General features: G+C 28.4%; 19 protein-coding genes. 2 read left to right on the forward strand and 17 right to left on the reverse strand.

The genetic code is table 11. The features are described 5' to 3' along the window. Positions 1-13: 13 nt before the first annotated feature. The 11 genes from BEN51_RS09355 to BEN51_RS09405 all read right to left on the reverse strand — a co-directional run bounded on the left by BEN51_RS09355 (position 14) and on the right by BEN51_RS09405 (position 10,975). Positions 14-355 (reverse strand): histidine triad nucleotide-binding protein, encoded by a 342-nt coding sequence (locus BEN51_RS09355; protein ID WP_119865802.1) that lies wholly within the window; start codon positions 353-355, stop codon positions 14-16. Between the two features lie 43 nt (positions 356-398). Beyond that, complete coding sequence (gene mtaB, locus BEN51_RS09360) at positions 399-1,712, reverse strand: tRNA (N(6)-L-threonylcarbamoyladenosine(37)-C(2))-methylthiotransferase MtaB (RefSeq protein ID WP_119865803.1); 1,314 nt, start codon at positions 1,710-1,712, stop codon at positions 399-401. A 2-nt stretch (positions 1,713-1,714) separates the two neighbouring features. Beyond that, positions 1,715-2,479 carry an RsmE family RNA methyltransferase gene (locus tag BEN51_RS09365; protein ID WP_119865804.1) on the reverse strand — a complete coding sequence of 255 codons (765 nt, stop codon included), beginning with the start codon at positions 2,477-2,479 and terminating at the stop codon, positions 1,715-1,717. A gap of 19 nt (positions 2,480-2,498) precedes the next feature. Beyond that, positions 2,499-3,440: a 50S ribosomal protein L11 methyltransferase gene (gene prmA, locus BEN51_RS09370; protein WP_119865805.1), complete on the reverse strand. Its 942-nt coding sequence runs from the start codon at positions 3,438-3,440 to the stop codon at positions 2,499-2,501. Positions 3,441-3,572: 132 nt separating this feature from the next. Next, entirely contained in the window at positions 3,573-4,070 is a 498-nt protein-coding gene (gene tpx, locus BEN51_RS09375; RefSeq protein ID WP_119865806.1) for a thiol peroxidase, read from the reverse strand. 206 nt (positions 4,071-4,276) lie between these two features. After that, positions 4,277-5,404 (reverse strand): molecular chaperone DnaJ, encoded by a 1,128-nt coding sequence (gene dnaJ, locus BEN51_RS09380; RefSeq protein WP_119865807.1) that lies wholly within the window; start codon positions 5,402-5,404, stop codon positions 4,277-4,279. A 175-nt stretch (positions 5,405-5,579) separates the two neighbouring features. After that, positions 5,580-7,421 carry a molecular chaperone DnaK gene (gene dnaK, locus BEN51_RS09385; RefSeq protein ID WP_119865808.1) on the reverse strand — a complete coding sequence of 614 codons (1,842 nt, stop codon included), beginning with the start codon at positions 7,419-7,421 and terminating at the stop codon, positions 5,580-5,582. Positions 7,422-7,470: 49 nt separating this feature from the next. Continuing rightward, positions 7,471-8,094, reverse strand: a complete 624-nt coding sequence (gene grpE / locus BEN51_RS09390) for a nucleotide exchange factor GrpE (protein WP_119865809.1) — start codon at positions 8,092-8,094, stop codon at positions 7,471-7,473. Between the two features lie 18 nt (positions 8,095-8,112). Beyond that, positions 8,113-9,147: a heat-inducible transcriptional repressor HrcA gene (hrcA, locus tag BEN51_RS09395; protein ID WP_119865810.1), complete on the reverse strand. Its 1,035-nt coding sequence runs from the start codon at positions 9,145-9,147 to the stop codon at positions 8,113-8,115. 180 nt (positions 9,148-9,327) lie between these two features. Further along, a complete protein-coding gene (gene hemW, locus BEN51_RS09400; protein ID WP_119865811.1) occupies positions 9,328-10,455 on the reverse strand; it encodes a radical SAM family heme chaperone HemW in 1,128 nt (375 codons plus the stop codon). 250 nt (positions 10,456-10,705) lie between these two features. Then, positions 10,706-10,975 carry a hypothetical protein gene (locus tag BEN51_RS09405; RefSeq protein ID WP_119865812.1) on the reverse strand — a complete coding sequence of 90 codons (270 nt, stop codon included), beginning with the start codon at positions 10,973-10,975 and terminating at the stop codon, positions 10,706-10,708. Between the two features lie 156 nt (positions 10,976-11,131). On the opposite strand from BEN51_RS09405, the gene BEN51_RS09410 reads away from it, so the two are divergent. Further along, entirely contained in the window at positions 11,132-12,043 is a 912-nt protein-coding gene (locus tag BEN51_RS09410) for a patatin-like phospholipase family protein (RefSeq protein WP_164704101.1), read from the forward strand. A 109-nt stretch (positions 12,044-12,152) separates the two neighbouring features. Here BEN51_RS09410 and lepA read toward each other — a convergent pair whose 3' ends face one another. The 4 genes from lepA to gpr form a co-directional block, all read right to left on the reverse strand. After that, positions 12,153-13,961 (reverse strand): translation elongation factor 4, encoded by a 1,809-nt coding sequence (gene lepA, locus BEN51_RS09415; protein ID WP_119865814.1) that lies wholly within the window; start codon positions 13,959-13,961, stop codon positions 12,153-12,155. Positions 13,962-14,082: 121 nt separating this feature from the next. Further along, the gene (locus BEN51_RS09420) at positions 14,083-14,532 is read right to left on the reverse strand and encodes a hypothetical protein (protein ID WP_207652765.1); all 450 of its coding nucleotides are present in this window, start codon (positions 14,530-14,532) and stop codon (positions 14,083-14,085) included. Between the two features lie 63 nt (positions 14,533-14,595). Next, positions 14,596-15,681, reverse strand: a complete 1,086-nt coding sequence (locus BEN51_RS09425) for a stage II sporulation protein P (RefSeq protein ID WP_119865815.1) — start codon at positions 15,679-15,681, stop codon at positions 14,596-14,598. A 75-nt stretch (positions 15,682-15,756) separates the two neighbouring features. Continuing rightward, on the reverse strand, positions 15,757-16,731 hold the full coding sequence (gene gpr / locus BEN51_RS09430; RefSeq protein ID WP_119865816.1) for a GPR endopeptidase: 975 nt from the start codon (positions 16,729-16,731) through the stop codon (positions 15,757-15,759). A 172-nt stretch (positions 16,732-16,903) separates the two neighbouring features. Here gpr and rpsT point away from each other — a divergent pair, with 172 nt between their 5' ends. Next, complete coding sequence (gene rpsT, locus BEN51_RS09435; RefSeq protein WP_119865817.1) at positions 16,904-17,167, forward strand: 30S ribosomal protein S20; 264 nt, start codon at positions 16,904-16,906, stop codon at positions 17,165-17,167. Positions 17,168-17,200: 33 nt separating this feature from the next. Here the strand turns inward: rpsT and holA are convergent, their stop codons facing one another. Next, complete coding sequence (gene holA / locus BEN51_RS09440) at positions 17,201-18,232, reverse strand: DNA polymerase III subunit delta (RefSeq protein WP_119865818.1); 1,032 nt, start codon at positions 18,230-18,232, stop codon at positions 17,201-17,203. Between the two features lie 16 nt (positions 18,233-18,248). Then, positions 18,249-19,940 carry a ComEC/Rec2 family competence protein gene (locus BEN51_RS09445; protein ID WP_119865819.1) on the reverse strand — a complete coding sequence of 564 codons (1,692 nt, stop codon included), beginning with the start codon at positions 19,938-19,940 and terminating at the stop codon, positions 18,249-18,251. Positions 19,941-19,949 lie beyond the last annotated feature (9 nt).

A 19,949-nucleotide genomic window follows, 5' to 3' on the forward strand; every position in this document is an offset into this window, starting at 1 on the left:
GTATAAAATTCCATTAACCTGGCGGCCACTTTAAATCTCTTTGACCTAATACATGGAAATGAAGATGATTTACAGTTTGCCCTCCATCTTTACCACAGTTATTAACTATTCTATAACCACCTTCACTTATACCTAAATCTTTTGCTAATTTACTTATAATTTCAAATATATGTGCAATAGTTTTAGAATTTTCACTATTTATTTCATTTGCACTTTGTATATGCTTTTTAGGTATAACTAAAAAATGAATTGGAGCAGCTTTATTTATATCATGAAAAGCTAATACTTCTTCATCCTCATAAATTTTACTGCTCGGAATTTCTCCATTAATTATTTTACAAAAAATGCAATCCATAACACCCCTCCTTTCTAAAATCGCCAAGTAATCTTTAAAATTATTAATCATTAATTACTAATTGTCCTTGTGCAACTTCACCAAGAGATTCTTTTATTTCTACATCTACAATTTTACCAATTATTTCTTCAAGTTGGCAAGGTACATGTACCTTTATGTAATTCGTTGTATATCCTTCGTAATAGCCTTCTTTTCCTTTTACAGAACTTTCTATAAGCACATCCATTTTTTGCCCTATAAAACTCTTTATAAATTCATCTTCATTTTTATTACTTAATTCTATAAGTATTTTGCTGCGTTTATCCTTTGTTATTCCATCTATTTGATTTTCCATTTTTTCAGCTTTTGTACCTTTTCTAGGACTGTATTTGAATACATGAGTTTTTGCAAGTTTAATATCCTTCAAAAATTCATATGTTTCATTAAATTCTTCTTCTGTTTCTCCTGGGAATCCTACAATAACATCAGTAGTTATTGATACCCCTGGTAATGTTCTTCTAAGCATTTCTACTGTTTCTTTATATTCTTCAGCCGTATATCTTCTGTTCATTCTCTTTAAGGTACTATTACATCCACTTTGAAGAGATAGATGGAAATGCGGACATAACTTTTTAAATTTCCTTATTTTTTCTATTACTTCTTCTGTAAAGAAAGCTGGTTCAATTGATCCTATTCTTATTCTCTCTATACCTTCCACTTTTTCTATTTCTTCTATAATATCTATTAAATTGATCTTTTCTTCTAGGTCTAAACCATAGGATGCTGTATGGATACCTGATAATATTACTTCCTTAAATCCATGATCTGCCAACTTATTTACTTCTTCAATTACTTGTTTTGGATCCTTTGAACATACTGAGCCTCTAGAATAAGGTATTATACAATAACTGCAAAATCTATTACATCCATCTTGTATCTTTAAGAAAGCTCTAGTTTTATCTTGATAATCTTCAATATTTAGAGCTTCAAATTTCTTATTTTTAAGTACACTTTCTACATGGACTTGTGGTTTACCTTCTTCTCTTGCCTTATTTACATAATAAACTACATCGCCCTTATTTCTTGTTCCTAATACAACATCTACTCCTGGTATAGCAGAAACTTCTTGAGGTGCCATTTGGGAATAACATCCTACAACAGCAACAACAGCATTTTCATTTAGTCTTCTTACTTTGTTTATAATTTGCCTTGATTTTTTATCTCCCATATTTGTAACAGTACAAGTATTTATAACATATACATCTGCTACTTCACTTTGATCAACAACCTCATAACCTTCTCTAATAAACTTTTCTGCCATAGCTTCTGATTCATATACGTTAACCCTACAACCTAATGTAGAAAATGCAACCTTCATTATCATTTTCCTCCTAAATCTCCTAATTCATAATTAACTAATGAAGCACATACAAATCCTGCTGTTTCTGTTCTTAAAATTCTTTTACCTAATGTTACTATATATGCTCCACTATCTTTTAATTTACTTATTTCTTCTTCCTCAAAGCCGCCTTCTGGACCAACTAATATTCCAATATCTGTTATATTTAAAATATTATCTTCTAATTCATTATTTAATTTTCTAAATAATGTCTTTATACCAAAATCCTCTGCATTTTCATAAGGCACAATTATTAAATCCATAGTTTTTAATTTATCAATAGCTTCCATAAAACTTATTGGAGATACTACCTTTGGTATTACTGTTCTTTTACTTTGTTTTGCTGCTTCTAAAGCTATCCTATTTAACCTGTCTAATTTTTTAAATTCACCCTTAAGCTTTATATCTACTCTTTCTGTTATAGTTGGAATAAATTCTATAATCCCTAATTCTGTGCCTTTTTGAACTATTAGGTCCATTTTCTGAGCTTTTGGTAAGCCTTGAAATAAATAAATCTTAATTCTACTTTCGTTATTAATTTTAAGTTTTTCATCTATAGATACAATAACTTCCTGTTTACTTATTGTTTCTATTGTAGATAAAAATTCTTCACCTTCACAATTGTTTAAAACTATTTTATCCCCTTCATTAAGCCTTAATACCTTATAAAGATGTTTTACATCATCACCTAAAATTTTTGCCTTGCTATCTATAAAATTTTCTTTAGGAGTAAAAAATTTATGCATTGTTCTAATCCCCTTAATCCTATATTAATTTAGCAACTATACAGTTCCATTCTCCATCTTTATTTATCTCTATAATCTCAAAACCTACAGATTTTAACTTTGAAACTACCATGTCGACTCTATCATGGATTATCCCAGATGTAATAAAATATCCATTTTCCTTTAAAACTCTTTTAACATCTTCTGTTAACACACATATTATTTCAGCTATTATGTTAGCCACAACAATATCTGCCTTAGCATCAATTACTTCTACTAAATTTCCTTCTAAAATTTCTATATTATCTAAATTATTAAATTCTACATTTTGCTTTGCCGAATCTACTGCAACTGGGTCTAAATCAACGCCTATTGCTTTTTTAGCTCCAAGCTTTGCTGCAGCTATAGCCAGTATTCCAGAACCACATCCCACATCAAATACAATACTATCTTCTTTTACATACTTTTCAAGAGCTTGCATACACATCTTAGTGGTTTCATGATCACCAGTTCCAAAAGCCATTCCAGGATCTAATTCTATTACTAACTCATCACCTTTAACTTCATAAGTTTCCCAAATTGGCTTTACTACAAGTCTTTCCCCTACTTTCGCTGGCTTATAATATTTCTTCCAGTTATTAGCCCAATCCTCTTCATACATTTTTTCACTTTCTACTTTTCCTAAACCAACATCTATTCCCATAGATTTTAATTCTTCTATTTTTTCTTCAACATAAGATATTACTTCATCAATATTATCTTCTTCAGCAAAATACGCCTTAACTACTGCATGTTCTCCCTTATGTTCTAAAATATTTATATCAGCAAAATCCCAGGTTAACAGTCCCTGTTCTCTTCCTAAAATATCTTGTGGATCCTCAATGGCTACCCCTTTACATTCTAATGAATAAAATATTCCCGAAATAGGTTCTAAAGCCTCACTATTAGTTAACACTCTAACTTCTATCCAAGTTCCTTCCATTAATAAATCAGTCCTTTCAAAGTTTCTTTGACTAATTAATTATTTTACACTTATTTTAACTAAATGACAATTAATAAATGAAAATGAATAATTTATGATAAACTAAAAAATAAAAAAGCGCTAAGCGCTTTTTTATTTGGCTGCTTTTGCAGCTTCTAAAACCTTACCATAACTTGGTTCATTAGTTATTTCTTCTAGATATTCAACAAAAGTTACTTTTCCTTGTGAATCAACAACAAAAGAATTTCTTGCTAATAAACCTAATTCTTTTACATAAGATCCTGTTGCTTCCCCAAAACTTCTATATTTATAATCTGATAAAGTTATTACATTTTTAATTCCCTCATTACCACACCATCTGCTTTGAGCAAATGGTAAATCCATTGAAATTGTATAGCAGGTAACACCATTTAACTTAGCTACCTCTTCATTAAATTTTTTAACTTCCATATTGCAAACTGGGGTATCTAAAGAGGGTACTGTTAAAAAGATTCTTACACCCTTGGTATCACTCAAGGTAAAATCTTTTAATTCATTTGTTGTTACAGTAAAATCACTAAAACTATCTCCAACATTTAAAATTTTACCAACTAAAGTCATTCCTTCTCCATTAAATTTTACATTCGCCATTTTATCTACTCCTTAAATATTAATTTTGTTCTATATTATTATTTCAAATTCTGCCACATATATACCTATCATACTTTTAAATATCTATTATCATTTTTATTTAATCTATAAATCTAATTTATATTACCGATATTTAAAATAAAAAATAACAGTTAAGCAGATTTTTAATTATATAAAAATCTACAAAACTGCTATTAAAACTTATATCATTTAAAGAGATTTTTTAATTTTCTTTTTGAACCAGTTTCTTCTGTAATTTTTTCTCCACAAGCTTCCATAAAGGCTTTCAAAGCTTCTTTTTGTTTTTCAGTTAAATTCTTAGGAATATCTACTATAACTTTAACATATTGATCTCCTCTACCTGAAGAATTTACCCTAGGAACCCCTTTACCTTTTAATCTAAATAAAGTTCCTGATTGAGTTCCAGCCGGAATCTTGTATTTAACATCTCCATCGACTGTTGGTACTGTAACTTCAACTCCTAAAGCTGCTTGCCCCATAGAAATATGGGTATCTATATAAATATCGCTGCCTTTTCTAGTAAACTTCTTAGAAGGAGCAACTTTTATTCTAATATAAAGATCTCCTGCTGGGCCTCCATTTTTACCATGTTCTCCCTGACCTCTAAGAGGCATTACATTCCCTGTATCCACACCAGCTGGTATATTAACAGATATTTTTCTATTTTTTCTTACACTACCTTTACCATGGCATGTAGAACAAGGTGTATCTATAACTTGCCCAGTACCGCCACAATGACTGCAAGTTGAAGTACTTACAAAACTTCCTAAAGGTGTCTGTCTTTGTACTCTTATTTGACCTGTTCCATGACATGTAGGACATGTTTTTGGTGAAGTACCAGCTTTTGCTCCCGATCCATTACAAGCATCGCAAGCTTCACTTCTATTAATTGATATTTCTTTTTCCACCCCAAAAACTGCTTCCTCAAAAGTTAAGTTTAATATATATTCTAAGTCATCACCTCTTTGCGGACCATTTCTTCTTCTGCTAGAAGCTCCTCCCCCAAAGAAGGTATCAAAAATATCTCCAAATCCACCTAAATCACTAAAGTCAAAACCGCCAAAACCACCGGCTCCAAATCCACTTCCATCAAAATCAACTGTTCCAAATTGATCATATCTTGCTTTCTTTTCTGGATCAGAAAGAACTTGATAAGCTTCATTTATTTCTTTAAACTTTGCTTCCGCTTCTTTATCTCCTTGATTTTTATCCGGATGATATTTTATAGCCAACTTTCTAAAGGCCCTTTTTATTTCATCTTCTGAAGCGCCTTTCTCTAAGCCTAATATTTGATAATAGTCCTTGTTTGCCATCTATTTCACCACCATTTATCTTTATTACTTTATTATGTCTCTTGCTGTAACCTAACTTCCTTTTCTGTAGACGGCAGTAACAGCCAACATAACACTAATTTATATTTTACTTAAGAAAAGGGAAGACGACAACTGCCTTCCCTCCTATTATATATACTAGTAAATTAAGTTACAACTATTTATCATCTTTCACTTCAAAGTCTGCATCAACTACATTATCATCAGTTGGTCCTTGTTGATGAGTTCCTGCACCACCCATATTTGGATCAGCACCTTGAGTTCCTGCTTGTTGATATATCTTTGATGATATTGCATAGAATGCTTGATTTAAATCTTCCATAGCTTTCTTAATAGCTTCTATATCTTCGCCATCTTTAACTTTATTTAACTCATCTAATTTACTTTCAATTGTTGCTTTATCTTCTGCTGAAACTTTATCACCAAGTTCATCTAAAGTCTTCTTAGTTTGATAAGCTACTTGATCTGCATTATTCTTAACTTCTATTTTTTCTTGTCTCTTCTTATCTTCTTCTGCAAATTTTTCTGCTTCTTTTACAGCTTTTTCTATTTCTTCTTCACTTAAGTTAGTTGATGCTGTAATTGTGATGTTAGCTTCTTTACCAGTACCCTTATCTAATGCAGAAACTTTTACTATACCATTAGCATCTATATCAAAAGTTACTTCGATTTGTGGAATTCCTCTTGGTGCAGGTGCAATTCCTGATAAAGTAAATCTACCTAAGGTTTTATTATCAGCTGCCATCTTTCTTTCACCTTGTACTACGTGAATTTCAACTGATGTTTGACCATCTGCAGCAGTTGAGAATATTTGACTCTTCTTTGTTGGAATTGTAGTATTTCTTTCTATTAATGGAGTAGCAACACCACCTAAAGTTTCAATTCCAAGTGTTAGCGGAGTAACGTCTAGTAATAATACATCTTTAACTTCTCCTGTTAAAACACCTGCTTGAATAGCAGCACCCATTGCTACGCATTCATCTGGGTTAACTCCCTTAGATGGTTCTTTTCCTGTAAAGTTCTTAACAGCTTCTTGAACTGCTGGAATTCTTGTAGAACCACCAACCAAAATAATCTTATCAATATCTCCAATTGAAAGTCCAGCATCACTTAGAGCTTTCTTCATTGGTTCAATTGATCTTTGAACTAAATCACTAGTAAGTTCATTAAACTTAGATCTAGTTAAATTCATATCTATATGTTTTGGACCAGTTGCATCTGCTGTTATAAATGGTAAGTTAATATTAGTTTGCATTGATGATGATAATTCAATTTTAGCTTTTTCAGCAGCTTCTTTTAATCTTTGAACTGCCATTTTATCATTTCTTAAATCAATTCCATGTTCAGCCTTAAATGTATCAGCAATATAATCCATTATCTTTTGGTCAAAATCATCTCCACCTAGGTGTGTATCTCCATTTGTTGCTAACACTTCAAATACTCCATCACCAAGTTCTAGAATAGATACGTCGAATGTACCACCACCTAAATCATAAACTAAGATTTTTTGGTTAGTATCCATTTTATCTAATCCATAGGCTAAAGATGCCGCTGTTGGCTCATTTATTATTCTTAAAACTTCAAGTCCTGCTATTTTACCAGCGTCTTTTGTTGCTTGTCTTTCTGAATCGTTAAAGTATGCTGGAACAGTAATTACAGCTTGAGTAACTTTTTCTCCTAAATATGCTTCTGCATCAGCTTTGATTTTTTGAAGAATCATTGCAGAAATTTCTTGTGGTGAATATTCTTTTCCATCTATGTTGACTTTATGGTTAGTTCCCATATGTCTCTTAATTGATATTATTGTTCTATCTGGATTAGTAATCGCTTGTCTTTTAGCTACTTGACCTACTAGTCTTTCTCCATTAGCTTGGAAAGATACAACTGATGGAGTTGTTCTAGAACCTTCTGAGTTTGTTATTACAACTGGTTCGCCACCTTCCATAACTGAAACACATGAATTTGTTGTTCCTAAATCTATTCCTATAATTTTTCCCATAATTTTTCCTCCTAAAATTTTAAAGATTTATGTTTTACAATATACTTAACTAATTAGCTACCTTTACAATAGTATATCTAATTATTTTTTCGCCTCTTTTATATCCTTTTTGGAATACTTCAGCAATTTCATTTTCTCCATAGTTTTCATCTTCTATATGCATAACTGCTTGATGAAAATTCGGATCAAACTTTCCACTGGCATCAATTTCCTCCACGCCTAATTTTTCAAAAGCAGTTTTAAATTGCTTTATTGTCATTTCAATTCCTTTTTTAAAGTCATCTAAATTTCCGTCAACAGTCATTGCTCTTTCTAAATTATCTAAAACAGGAACCATTTCTTTTAATACATCACTACATGCATCACTATAGATTCCTTCTTTTTCTTTAGTAGTTCTTCTTCTATAATTATCATATTCCGCTGAAACTCTGAGAAGTCTATCTTTTAATGCTTCCAACTCATTATTCAGTCTTTTGTTTTCATCTTTTAATTTTCTCATAGCTTCTAATTCGCTTTCTTTATCTTCATTATTTTCGTCTAAAGCCTCTTCTGCTTTCTCAGAAGTTTCATTTGTTTCTGTTTCTCCATTAGAATTTACTTCTTTATTATTTACTTCTTCATCTTTTTTAACTTCTTCAACTAAGTCTTCTAATGGCTTATTATTATCTTCCAAAACAACACCTCATCTCTTTTATTCTAATAGTTGATTTTTCAAGCTTTCATTTAGCTCAATCATTACCTTATTCATTATGGCTACGACCCTTGAATAATTTATTCTCTTAGGCCCTATTAATCCTATTGTTCCTATAGGTCTACCATTAAAATAATATTGTGCAGATATAACTGAACAATCTTTTGCTTCTGGAAAATTATTTTCTTCTCCAATTTTAATGGTTATACCATTTGAAGGCTCAATTAAGTCTACTAAATTTTCTTTATCATTTATTAAAGATATTATTTCTTTAGCTTTGTCTATGTTGTTATATTCTGGATAATTAAATATATTTGTTGCTCCTTCTACAAAAATTTCTTCCTTTTCTGATTCTTTTAAAGTTTCATATAAAGCTGGTAGAATTGCATTAAATAATTCATCATATCCAGATAATTCATTTTTAATTTTATTAATTACCTCTAAATTAATTTGTTCAATAGATAAATTTCTTAATCTTACATTTAATACTTCATTGATCATTTGAATAGTTTCTTTTCCTGGCATTTGGCTCAATCTAATAATTTGATTTTTAATAACACCATTATCTGCCACTATTACAGAAACCAAATTATGATTGTCAATTGGAAACAACTGAATTGACTTTATATAACTGCTTTTTACTGATGGAGCCTTAACGACTGTAGTTAAGTTAGTCAACTCTGATAATAAAGAACAAGCTTCTTTTACCACCTTATCAACTTCATGCATTGCAGATTTTAAAATATATTCCTTTATTCTAAGCTCTTCTTCCTTCGTTAAACTTCCAGTACCCATTAATTTATCTACATATAATCTGTATCCTTTATTAGAAGGTATTCTACCTGAAGAAGTATGTGGTTGTTCTAGTAAGCCCATTTCTTCTAAATCAGCCATTTCATTTCTAATTGTAGCAGAACCAACACCCAAATTATATTTTTTAGCTATTGTTCTTGATCCTACTGGCTCTCCAGTAAGTATATAGTCATTAATGATAGCCTGAAGTATTTTTATTTTTCTTTCATCAATAATAGTCATTCTATCACCTCTATCTGTTAGCACTCGTTCCGCCCGAGTGCTAATGACTACAATACAAATATAGTATTTCTTATATATTTTGTCAATTATATTAAGGTTTAGATTTTATATATTTTTCTTAAAAATTTAAAATTATATATATTTATCTCTAAATTGCTACAATTTTCTTATAATATCTTATCAGTTTAAAATAAAATCACTCATTACATAATTAGATAATTCAATTCCCTTTTCTGTAAGCCTTAAATAGCCTCCTTTTATTTCTAACAAATCTTTCTCTATATTTTTTTCAATTATTTTTTTATAAATATCCATAATATTAATATTAAATCTTCTTTTAAATTCTTCCATATTAATACCTTCTATTAATCTTAGTCCCATAAACATAAATTCTTCTATATTATCTTCCTTTGAATTATAATAAATTTCCTCAGTTACAGCTTCTTCAGCATTTACTTTTTCTATATATTTTTTAACATTTTCAATATTTTTTATTCTTTTTCCGTCTATAAAAGAAGCCGAAGAAGATCCCAAGCCAATGTACTCCTTACTTCTCCAATAAACCTTATTATGATAACACTCAAATCCATCCTTAGCATAATTTGATATTTCATATTGTTTATAACCATAAAAATTTAAAATCTCTTTTGTTATTTTATACATGTCTCTTTCCATTTCCTCTGAAGGAAGTATTAATTTATTTTTTTCATAAAGTTTATAAAAAGCTGTTCCCTCTTCAACTATTAAACTATATGCTGATATATGCTCTGGTTCCAAGGAAGCTATTTTCTCTAAGGAATCTTTCCAATCCTCTACAGTTTGAGAAGGTAATCCAAACATAAGATCAACATTTATATTATTAAAACCAACCTTTCTAGCTAATTTAAAATTTTCTTCAAAAACATTAAAAGTATGAATTCTTCCAATATCTTTTAATAACGAATTTTGAACCGCCTGTAATCCCATACTAATTCTATTTATTCCACAATTTTTCATTACAATTAGCTTTTCCTCATCTAAGGTTCCAGGATTAGCTTCCATTGTGAATTCAATATTTTCATCTAAATTAAGTTTATTAATTGTTATTAATAATTTTTCTAGTTGTTTAGAATTTAAATATGAAGGTGTCCCTCCTCCTACAAATATACTTTTTATATTATATGTAATGTTTTTATTTTCAATTTCCTTACATAAAGCATCTACATAATCCTCTTTTAAATAATCTATATTAGCATAAGAAGGGAAATCACAATAAAAACACTTCTGTTTACAAAAAGGAATATGTATATATAATGACATATTTTTCATATTAATATCTCTCTTTCATTATTAATTTATTATTTTTATTTAAAATATTATATCAATTGTTATTTTAAATATAAAGCCACACATATTCAGTTTGGAGTTTAAAGTTTGGAGTTTAAAGTTTGGAGTTTAAAGTTTGAAGTTTAAAGTTTGAAGTTTTATAGATAAATAAGTAACAATTAATAAGTAAATTAATAAAGCTGCTACAAATTTTGCAGCAGCCATTTATACCCAAAATATACACTGAATTGTTTTATAATTCTATAAGGTCTATATTTATAATATTATGAACAAGCAAATCTCTCTGAACTCTATCTATTTTCACATTAATTTTTTCATTTTCAAAATTTATATCAAATTTAGATCCTAATCCATATCTTGAAAGATAGGTTTCTAACTTATGCATTACCATAGATATAGGAATAATATCTCCATCTTTTCTTCTAATAGTTCCAGTAACTTGTCCTAATCTTCTTAAGACTTTTCCCTTTTTTCTTGTGTCTCTAAGTTTAGCTTCTAACATAATACCACCCTTTCAATAATCTTTGTTAGTTTATATATATTTAAGGGGGGTACTTTTAATTACAATTATTTTTTATGTAAATTTAATTTTCTAATTTAACAAGATTATCTTTTAAGAATAAAATAATCATATATTAATAATTATAGAGGAAGTAAATTGAGAAGTTTTAAAATTCTAACCTTTGATGGCGGAGGAATAAGAGGTGCTTTAAGCATTGAGATATTACATAGGATAGTTCTTAAATATCCTGATTTATTAAAAAAAGTAGATTTACTTTCAGGAACTTCCACTGGATCAATAATAGCTTCACTTTTGGCCAAAGGAGTTTCTGTTGATGAAATAAGAAATTTATATAATATTACAACAACAAGGAAAATCTTTTCTAATGCAAAAATTAACTTATTTAAAGCAAAATATAAAAGTATAAATTTAAATAATATATTATCCAATTATTTTGAGAATGATATGAAATTAAAAGATTTAAAACAAAAAATTTTAATTCCTTCTTTTAATATTAATAGCACTGATGATTTTACCTGGGAACCAGTATTTTTCAATAATTTTATTAAAGATGGCACAGAAAATATATCAGTAAAAGATGCTATTTTATCTAGTTCAGCAGCACCTGCTTATTTCCCATCTTACAAGCAATATATCGATGGAGGGGTTGTAGCTAATTCACCTTCAGCTGTTTCCCTGCTATTTGTATATAAAGCTTATAAGAAAGACTATAGTCTTAATAATATTAAAATTTTATCTATAGGTACTGGTAATATTCCAGAAAAAATAAATGGTAAAAATAAAAACTGGGGCCTTTTTCAATGGGCCTTTAATCCCTTTAATAAAATGAAGTCTCCAATTTTATCACTTCTTATGGACGGTATGGAAGATTTAAATAACATGTATTGCAAAGAATTATTGAAATCTAATTATTTTAGAATAAATCCTAAAATACCAAAATTTATTGATTTAGATGAATATAAATATATCCCCTACTTAAAATCTATTGCAAATTCTTATGATTTATCTAAAGCTTATAATTATATAGAAAAAGTTTATCTTAAATAAAAAAAATTTGAACTCTTTTATTGATCCTTTAATATAATATATTATTACCACCTTACTCTTTTTGTATCTAACAAGGGCCAAGATTATTATAATCTTGGCCCTTGTTAGTTTATTTATCTACCTTTAGAATAGACATAAATGCTTCTTGAGGAACTTCAACAGATCCAACCTGTCTCATTCTCTTCTTTCCCTCTTTTTGCTTTTCTAACAGTTTTTTCTTTCTAGTAATATCTCCACCATAACATTTAGCAAGAACGTCTTTTCTCATTGCCTTAATAGTTTCTCTTGCAATTATCTTTGATCCAATAGCTGCTTGGACTGGTACTTCAAATAATTGACGTGGAATTATTTCTTTTAATTTTTCTGCAATTGCTCTACCTTTTGCATAAGCCTTTTCCTTTGGAACAATCATAGATAAAGCATCTACTATATCTCCATTTAAAAGTATATCTAGTTTTACCAATTCTGTTCTGGTATATCCCTTTAATTCATAATCTAATGAAGCATAACCTCTTGTTCTAGATTTTAAAGTATCAAAAAAGTCATATACTATTTCATTTAGAGGAATATCATAATTTATTGAAACTCTAGTTTCCTCTAAATATTGCATGTCAATAAAAGTTCCTCTTCTTTCTTGACATAATTCCATTACTGCTCCAACATAATCCGATGGCGTAATAATACTAGCTCTTACAACTGGCTCCTCCATATATTCAATTTCTGTAGCTTCTGGAAGATTAGTTGGATTTGTAAGATCAATAATTTCTCCATTAGTTTTCTTTACTTTATAAATAACTGATGGAGCTGTAGTTATAATATCTAAATTAAATTCCCTTTCAATTCTTTCTTGAATTATTTCCATATGTAATAATCCTAGGAAACCGCATCTAAATCCAAAACCTAAAGCAACTGATGTTTCCGGTTCAAAATTTAAAGCAGCATCATTTATTTGTAACTTTTCAAGAGCATCTTTCAACTCCTGATATTTTGCTCCGTCAACTGGATAAATACCTGAATAAACCATAGGTATAGCTGGCTTATATCCTGGTAATGGTTCTTTTATAGGATTATCAGCATATGTAATTGTATCTCCAACTCTGGCATCTCTAACATTTTTTATAGAAGCTGCAATGTAACCAACATCACCAGCTCTTAACTCACTTGTTGCTAATGGTTTTGGAGTGAAAACTCCAACTTCTGTTACTTCATAAACTTTATTTGTAGCCATTAATTTTATCTTAGTTCCTGCCTTAACTACCCCATCAAAAATTCTTACATGAGATACTACCCCTTTATAGCTATCATAATAAGAATCAAATATTAAAGCCTTCAACGGAGCATTTTCATCACCATTTGGAGCTGGTATTTTATCTACTATTGCTTCTAACACATCATTTATATTTAGTCCTGTTTTGGCAGATATCATTGGAGCATCAGCAGCCTCTATTCCAATTATATCTTCTATTTCAGTCTTCACTTCTTCTGGCCTTGCTGACTGTAAATCTATTTTATTTATTACTGGAACTATTTCCAAATCATTATTTAAAGCTAAATAACAGTTCGCTAAAGTTTGAGCTTGAACACCTTGTGTTGCATCAACTATTAAAACTGCTCCTTCACAAGCTGCTAAACTTCTTGAAACTTCATATGTAAAATCTACGTGTCCAGGAGTATCAATCAAATTTAGGATATATTCCTCTCCATTTTCTTTTCTATAAATAAGTCGAGCTTCTGTAGACTTAATTGTTATTCCTCTTTCTCTTTCAATTTCCATATTATCTAGAGTCTGCTCTTCCATTTCTCTTTGGGTAAGAGTTCCTGTAGCTTCTAGTAGCCTGTCTGCTAGGGTTGATTTGCCATGATCTATATGGGCAACTATTGAAAAATTTCTAATATATTTTTGTCTGTTACTACTCATATTTTAACTATTAGCATTAATATAGCTAAATAGCCATTTCACCCCCATTATATTAAATCAAACTAAATTATATCACACCACACTAGATTACTGTCAATATAAATGTTAACTATCAAATCTTCTATTCTATTTCTTTTATAAATTCATCAACAATTTTATCTAAATCATCCTGTGTATTATTTTTATTATCCTCTGTATTATTTTTATCATTAATATTCAGTTTATCAATTATATTGTCAGCAAATGATGAAATTTTATTATATGCAAAATTAGCAGCTTCTTTAATTTTATTTAAAAATACATTATCATCATTAATATAAATTTCCTTATCAGCTATTTTTACAGTCATTTTATCCTCCTCTTCAGTTGGAATATATATTTTTATCTCTGCATCATCTTTAATAAATTCCTTGAAGTCATCTCCAAACTCATTACTAATAATTTCATAATTATTTTCTCCTTCACCTGTTGGTGACAAAGCCTTAGTATTGATGATATTTATTCTAATAAAGCCAACTAATACTATGCTAAAGAATATAATTATACCAGTTAATATTTTCTTATTAAACAAAAGGGCACCCCCTAGATTTTTTTTACTATCTAAAGGATGCTCATTTTTTAATTTTTTATTCAATTACTGACCATTTATATATTCAGCAACTATTCTGGCAATATATTTTGCAGATAGCTTTGCCTCTTGAGCTTCATTTACATTTGATCCAACTTCTATTAATATAAAATTATCACTTAAGCTATAATTTATAGCAGTAGCCCCTACTGGATAAATATAATTATTTCTCATTAATCCAGGAAATAAAGAGTTCGAAATATTTAATAACTTATTAGCCAATTCTAAATTAGCAGCATATCTATCACTGTTTTCTGCCAAAACAAACATTAGTCTAGCCAAATTTTGATTATTTAAGTTTATAGTTACTGCATCTTTATTAGTAACACTGTCCCTGTGCAAATCAATTATCAATTTAAAATCTCCATATTCTTGTAAATAACTATTTAAAGTTTCGTTCGATCTCTTATAGCTATCATTATAAGAAATGCTATGATTAGTTTTATCATGTATTACAGATATTCCATATCCTTCTTCTAATTCCTTAGCTAAAATTTCTCCAACTCCAACAACATTAAAATTACTATCTGTTGTTAGTTCTCCTACCTCTGCATAATTTTCTATTGCATGAGTGTGTAATATTAGTACTTCTGGTTTAGAATTATCTAAAAGCTTCTTTAAACTTTCATCATAGGCAGGACTAACTTTATTTAATTCTGCTAATTCTTCTTCACTTACTGTCGCAATACTTTCTTTTTTTAAAGAAAAAGGTTTTATATTCGCTATTGGTGAATCAGTAAAAAATTTCTGAAGACCATTATAAAATACTCCAAGTTCTTTTCCTATAATTTTATATGCACTTATTCCTTTTAATCCGATGCTTTCTAATATAACATTTTTCAAAGATATATCATCGTCATTAATATTATTTTCATCAAAAATTTGAACTTTTACAACAGGCATACTATAATTTAGTAAATTAATATGGGCAAACCTACTTAATTGATCATATTTATTTATCGTCCCCATAAATCTTATTAAGAATATTAATATTCCTAATATAAGAATTATATATCCTATGTCAAAACTGCCTTTTATATTTAGCTTTTTTCTTTTATGCTTGTTTGAAATTGTTTCTTTTAATGAATACAAATGTAACTCCCCCTTCTCTCTTTATATATATATTAGGAGAGTTACATAATTATTAATAATTTAATACTTTTTTATCTAGCCCATAAATGCATTTATTTCTTCCATATCTAAATTAGGCTGAATTGCCATATTAATTCCATTTGCTATAACCTTTGATAAAGAATCCATTATTACATCAACATCCTTTGGAGTAACCATTAAATCTCCAATGGATGGGTCTAATATTTCTCTTATTAAATTATTCTTTTCATTTCTATCTAATGATTTTAACATTTTATAAAAGTCTGTTCCTGCTTCTGATTTTTTTATAAGCTCATCTAAAAGTAAATCAAGAGTATCATTAGCAATGGTTGCTGCATGAACAACTGTAGGTACTCCAATACTTATTACTTTTACCCCTATAGAATCCTCATTTATTTTCATTCTATGATTTCCAACACCTGCCCCCGGTGCTATTCCAGTATCACTGATTTGTATAGTTCTATTTACACGTTCAAGTTTTCTTGAACCTAAAGCATCTATACAAATAACTATTTCAGGTTTTAATTTTTCAACAAGTGATCTTATTATTTCACCAGTTTCTATTCCTGTAACTCCTAGGACGCCAGGGGCAATGCATGAAACAGGTCTAACTGATTCATCAATTGCATCAGGCATTAGTTCCTTAATATGCCTTGTAACCATAATTTTTTCTGTAACCTTAGGACCTAGTGAATCTGGAGTTACCCTTCTATTTCCCAATCCAACTACTAAAGCCAGCTTATTATAAGGCACATCAATAAGATTGCTTAAAGCTTTATTAATTGCTTGAGAAACTTTATCCATAATTTCTGTTTCATAGTAAGTCATTTCTGGAAAATCTATTGTAATATAATTTCCTTTAGATTTCCCAAGTTCCTTACCTGCTTCATCGCTTTCAATAGTTACCGTTGTTATTTTTACCTCTTCATCTTGGTCTTCTTTTACTATTACTCCATCTAATTCTCTTTTATTTTCTTGCGTGTACATATCACGAGCTTCTATTGCTAAATCAGTTCTTATGCTAATCATTGAAATACCTCCCAAATCATTATCATTTTTTATTTTTCCACAATATATTAATTTAATACTTGAACTTATAAACTTTCAATGATATAATCTAGTATGTTAAAAAAGAACTCGAACGCAGATTTCCCCAAAGCTGCAAAGAGACCCTATAAAAGCATTAAGGGGGTGAAGTAGAATGGCAAATATTAAATCAGCAAAAAAAAGAATTAAAGTTACTGAAAAGAAAACTGCTCAAAACAGAATGATTAAATCAGCTGTTAAAACAGTTATTAAGAAATTTGAAGCTGCAGTTGCTACAAATAATGTAGAAGAAGCTAAAGCTCTTTTCCCACAAGTTGCTAAGTCTTTAGACATGGCTGCTCAAAAAGGAGTAATTCATAAGAATATGGTAGCTAGAAAGAAATCTAGATTAGCTGCAAAATTAAACGCTATGGCGTAATTAAATAAGAAGCCGATCCAATTGGATCGGCTATTATTTTACCATAAAAATGTTAAATAACATTAATTCTAACTCCATAGTTTTATCATTACTGCTAGATTTTAATGAAATTTCTGTTTTTAAACAAATATCTAAAATTTCTTTTAATTGATTAAATGAAAATTTATTACTTTGATTTACTAATTTTTCACAAATAAATGTAGGAAGTTTATATTTACTTGCAATGCTGCCAATATTATGACCTTTATTTTTCAATACTTTTATTTCATATAATCTTTTAAAATGATTTTCTATGTTTGTTATTATAAGCATATGTTGATCACTTTTAAATAATAATTCATCTAACAAATCTATTGCTCTTTCCGCTTTTCTCAGCGAAATCAAATCTATTAAATCAAAAATATCATCTTCACTAGATTTTAATACTAACTTATCTATATCCTTTTTAGTTATTTCTTTACCTTCTGTATAAGCTATTATTTTATCTGCTTCCCTATTTATAATGTCAAAATTATTTGGTACCTTTTCCGCGAAATATCTAGCTTCAATCTTCTTTATTTCTTTACCTCTTTTTTTAAAAACCTCTTCTACCTTCTTATAATATCTGTCTTTTTTTAATCTATCAAAATGAACAACCTTAGAAATTTTATCTAAAGAAACTAACTTTTTATTCTTTTTGGCTGTATCCCTTTTATCATTGAACAAATAATACATAATTAATATAGTGTAAGGCGGGATATCCTTTAAGTATTTTTCTATTTCCTTATATAATTTACTATTAGAACTATCTGTTTTCTCTTTTAAAAATTCAGCTCTATAGATAACAACTGCTTTTTTTTCTCCCATAAAAGGCATTGTTTCACAGGCATTTAAAATTTCATCATAATTTATATTAAGACCATCTAATCTAATATAATTTAAATCTTTCATTGATTTATCAACAACAGAATTAACTACTAAATTTACTCCTTCTTTAATTAATTCTTCATCTAAGCCACAAAAAATATAAGAGTTATTTATTTTACCTTTCTTAATTTCTTCTTCTAAAGCATCAAAATCTATCAACTTAACCTACCCTTCCTTAATAAACTGGCATAATTTTATCCTTAATTAGAACTATTTTGCTAAAGCTTCCATTCTTAAAATCTATTATATCATACGCCTCTACATTTTCATCTCTAGATACTTTTAATAAATATTTTTTATCATAACATTCTAAAAGCAGATTATTGTTGTATTTTTTAAGATTATACTTTTTTCCTATATTAACCCTATTAAAATACTTATATTTTTCCTTTGCCATAGTTATTAGTTCTATTTTTTCTGACTTTATATTATCATGTAAATAAAATAATTTTTTAGAAGTTTTATAGCTAATAGAAATTATACCTTCATGATAATATTCAATTTTAGGATAAGGTGAATAAAAAAGATTAAAAATATACAATAATGCTATAAAAAAAGGAAAAACAATTATTCTTCTCATATTTTTCTTATAAAAATAAGTAGTAATTAGAATTATAAAATAAAATTTAGCAATATATTCATTTAAATATATTATATTAGGTACTAAGCTATTCAATAAGTCTATTAAAAGATCAATAAGTCTAGTTATATAATAAGAAATAAATATTAAATAATTAAATAGAAGTTTCACCTTTAAAAATAAAAGTAGTAAGTTTCCTATAACAACTATAATATTCATAAAAGGAACTACTATTAAATTCCCTAATAAAAATCCTAATGAAAATTCCTTAAAAGCATATACTACTACCGGAAAAGTAAATATTTGAGATGAAATACAAATGGATATACTTTCTCTTATATATTTAGGAAACTTATAAAGCTTCTTATTTATTATCTTGTTAAATAATATTATTCCTAAGGTAGCCAAAAAACTTAATTGAAAACCTATATTAAATATACTATAGGGCTTAAATAATATGATTATTATTCCCCCTAAAGATAGACCAGCTAAAGGATTATAGTTCCTTTTAAAACTCATTGCAAAACTTGTTGTTAGCATCATTATATAAGATCTGACAGTAGCTAATGCTGCTCCAGTAAAAATAACATAGAAAACTGATAAAAACGCAGCAGCTTTTTCTCCCAAAAATTTCTTTATAATTGAATATACTATTGCCATATGTAGTCCTGAAACTGATAGGGCATGTAATATTCCAAGTTTTTTCATATCCATTTCATCACTATTATCTAAGTACTCTGTATATCCAAAAGATATTGAAGTAATTATAGCTGCCCTTCTATAACCCAATTTTGATCTTATATTATAAAAGATTTTTTCTCTTAAATTATAAACTTTACTAATCAAATCACTTTTTAAATGCTTATAGCTATCTACTTTATAACTTCCTAATACTCCCTTTTCTCTATCAATGTCTTTTTTAAAGCTTCCCTTAACCTTTATTCTATCACCAGATGAAATTTCTTTTATATTTCCAGATAAATATACAGTTCTTCCTTTTATTTTTCCAATTGCTCCATAAGAATTTAGACTCTCTATCCTTATCTCCTCATTCTTACTAAAATTAATATTATAATAATTATAACTATTTATTATTGGTACAAAGAAAAAAATCATAATTAAAAATGAAAATTTTATCCCTTTATAAAATATTAATAATATAAAAAAACAGCTAGCAACAATTACTGCTAGCCATTTGCTTTCATCATATAAAACATATGAATAACTTCCAAATATAAATGATAAAAAAATATACACTAAAATATTTATTCTATAATTATAATTCAAATGGCATCA

The organism is Clostridium isatidis (assembly GCF_002285495.1).
Classification (GTDB): Bacteria; Bacillota; Clostridia; order Clostridiales; family Clostridiaceae; genus Clostridium; species Clostridium isatidis.

Coding starts and splice junctions, on each gene's coding strand:
- BEN51_RS09355 (WP_119865802.1), bottom strand. CDS start 355: ATGGATTGCATTTTTTGTAAAATAATTAATGGAGAAATTCCGAGCAGT.
- mtaB (WP_119865803.1), bottom strand. CDS start 1,712: ATGAAGGTTGCATTTTCTACATTAGGTTGTAGGGTTAACGTATATGAA.
- BEN51_RS09365 (WP_119865804.1), bottom strand. CDS start 2,479: ATGCATAAATTTTTTACTCCTAAAGAAAATTTTATAGATAGCAAGGCA.
- prmA (WP_119865805.1), bottom strand. CDS start 3,440: ATGGAAGGAACTTGGATAGAAGTTAGAGTGTTAACTAATAGTGAGGCT.
- tpx (WP_119865806.1), bottom strand. CDS start 4,070: ATGGCGAATGTAAAATTTAATGGAGAAGGAATGACTTTAGTTGGTAAA.
- dnaJ (WP_119865807.1), bottom strand. CDS start 5,404: ATGGCAAACAAGGACTATTATCAAATATTAGGCTTAGAGAAAGGCGCT.
- dnaK (WP_119865808.1), bottom strand. CDS start 7,421: ATGGGAAAAATTATAGGAATAGATTTAGGAACAACAAATTCATGTGTT.
- hrcA (WP_119865810.1), bottom strand. CDS start 9,147: ATGACTATTATTGATGAAAGAAAAATAAAAATACTTCAGGCTATCATT.
- hemW (WP_119865811.1), bottom strand. CDS start 10,455: ATGAAAAATATGTCATTATATATACATATTCCTTTTTGTAAACAGAAG.
- BEN51_RS09405 (WP_119865812.1), bottom strand. CDS start 10,975: ATGTTAGAAGCTAAACTTAGAGACACAAGAAAAAAGGGAAAAGTCTTA.
- lepA (WP_119865814.1), bottom strand. CDS start 13,961: ATGAGTAGTAACAGACAAAAATATATTAGAAATTTTTCAATAGTTGCC.
- gpr (WP_119865816.1), bottom strand. CDS start 16,731: ATGATTAGCATAAGAACTGATTTAGCAATAGAAGCTCGTGATATGTAC.
- rpsT (WP_119865817.1), top strand. CDS start 16,904: ATGGCAAATATTAAATCAGCAAAAAAAAGAATTAAAGTTACTGAAAAG.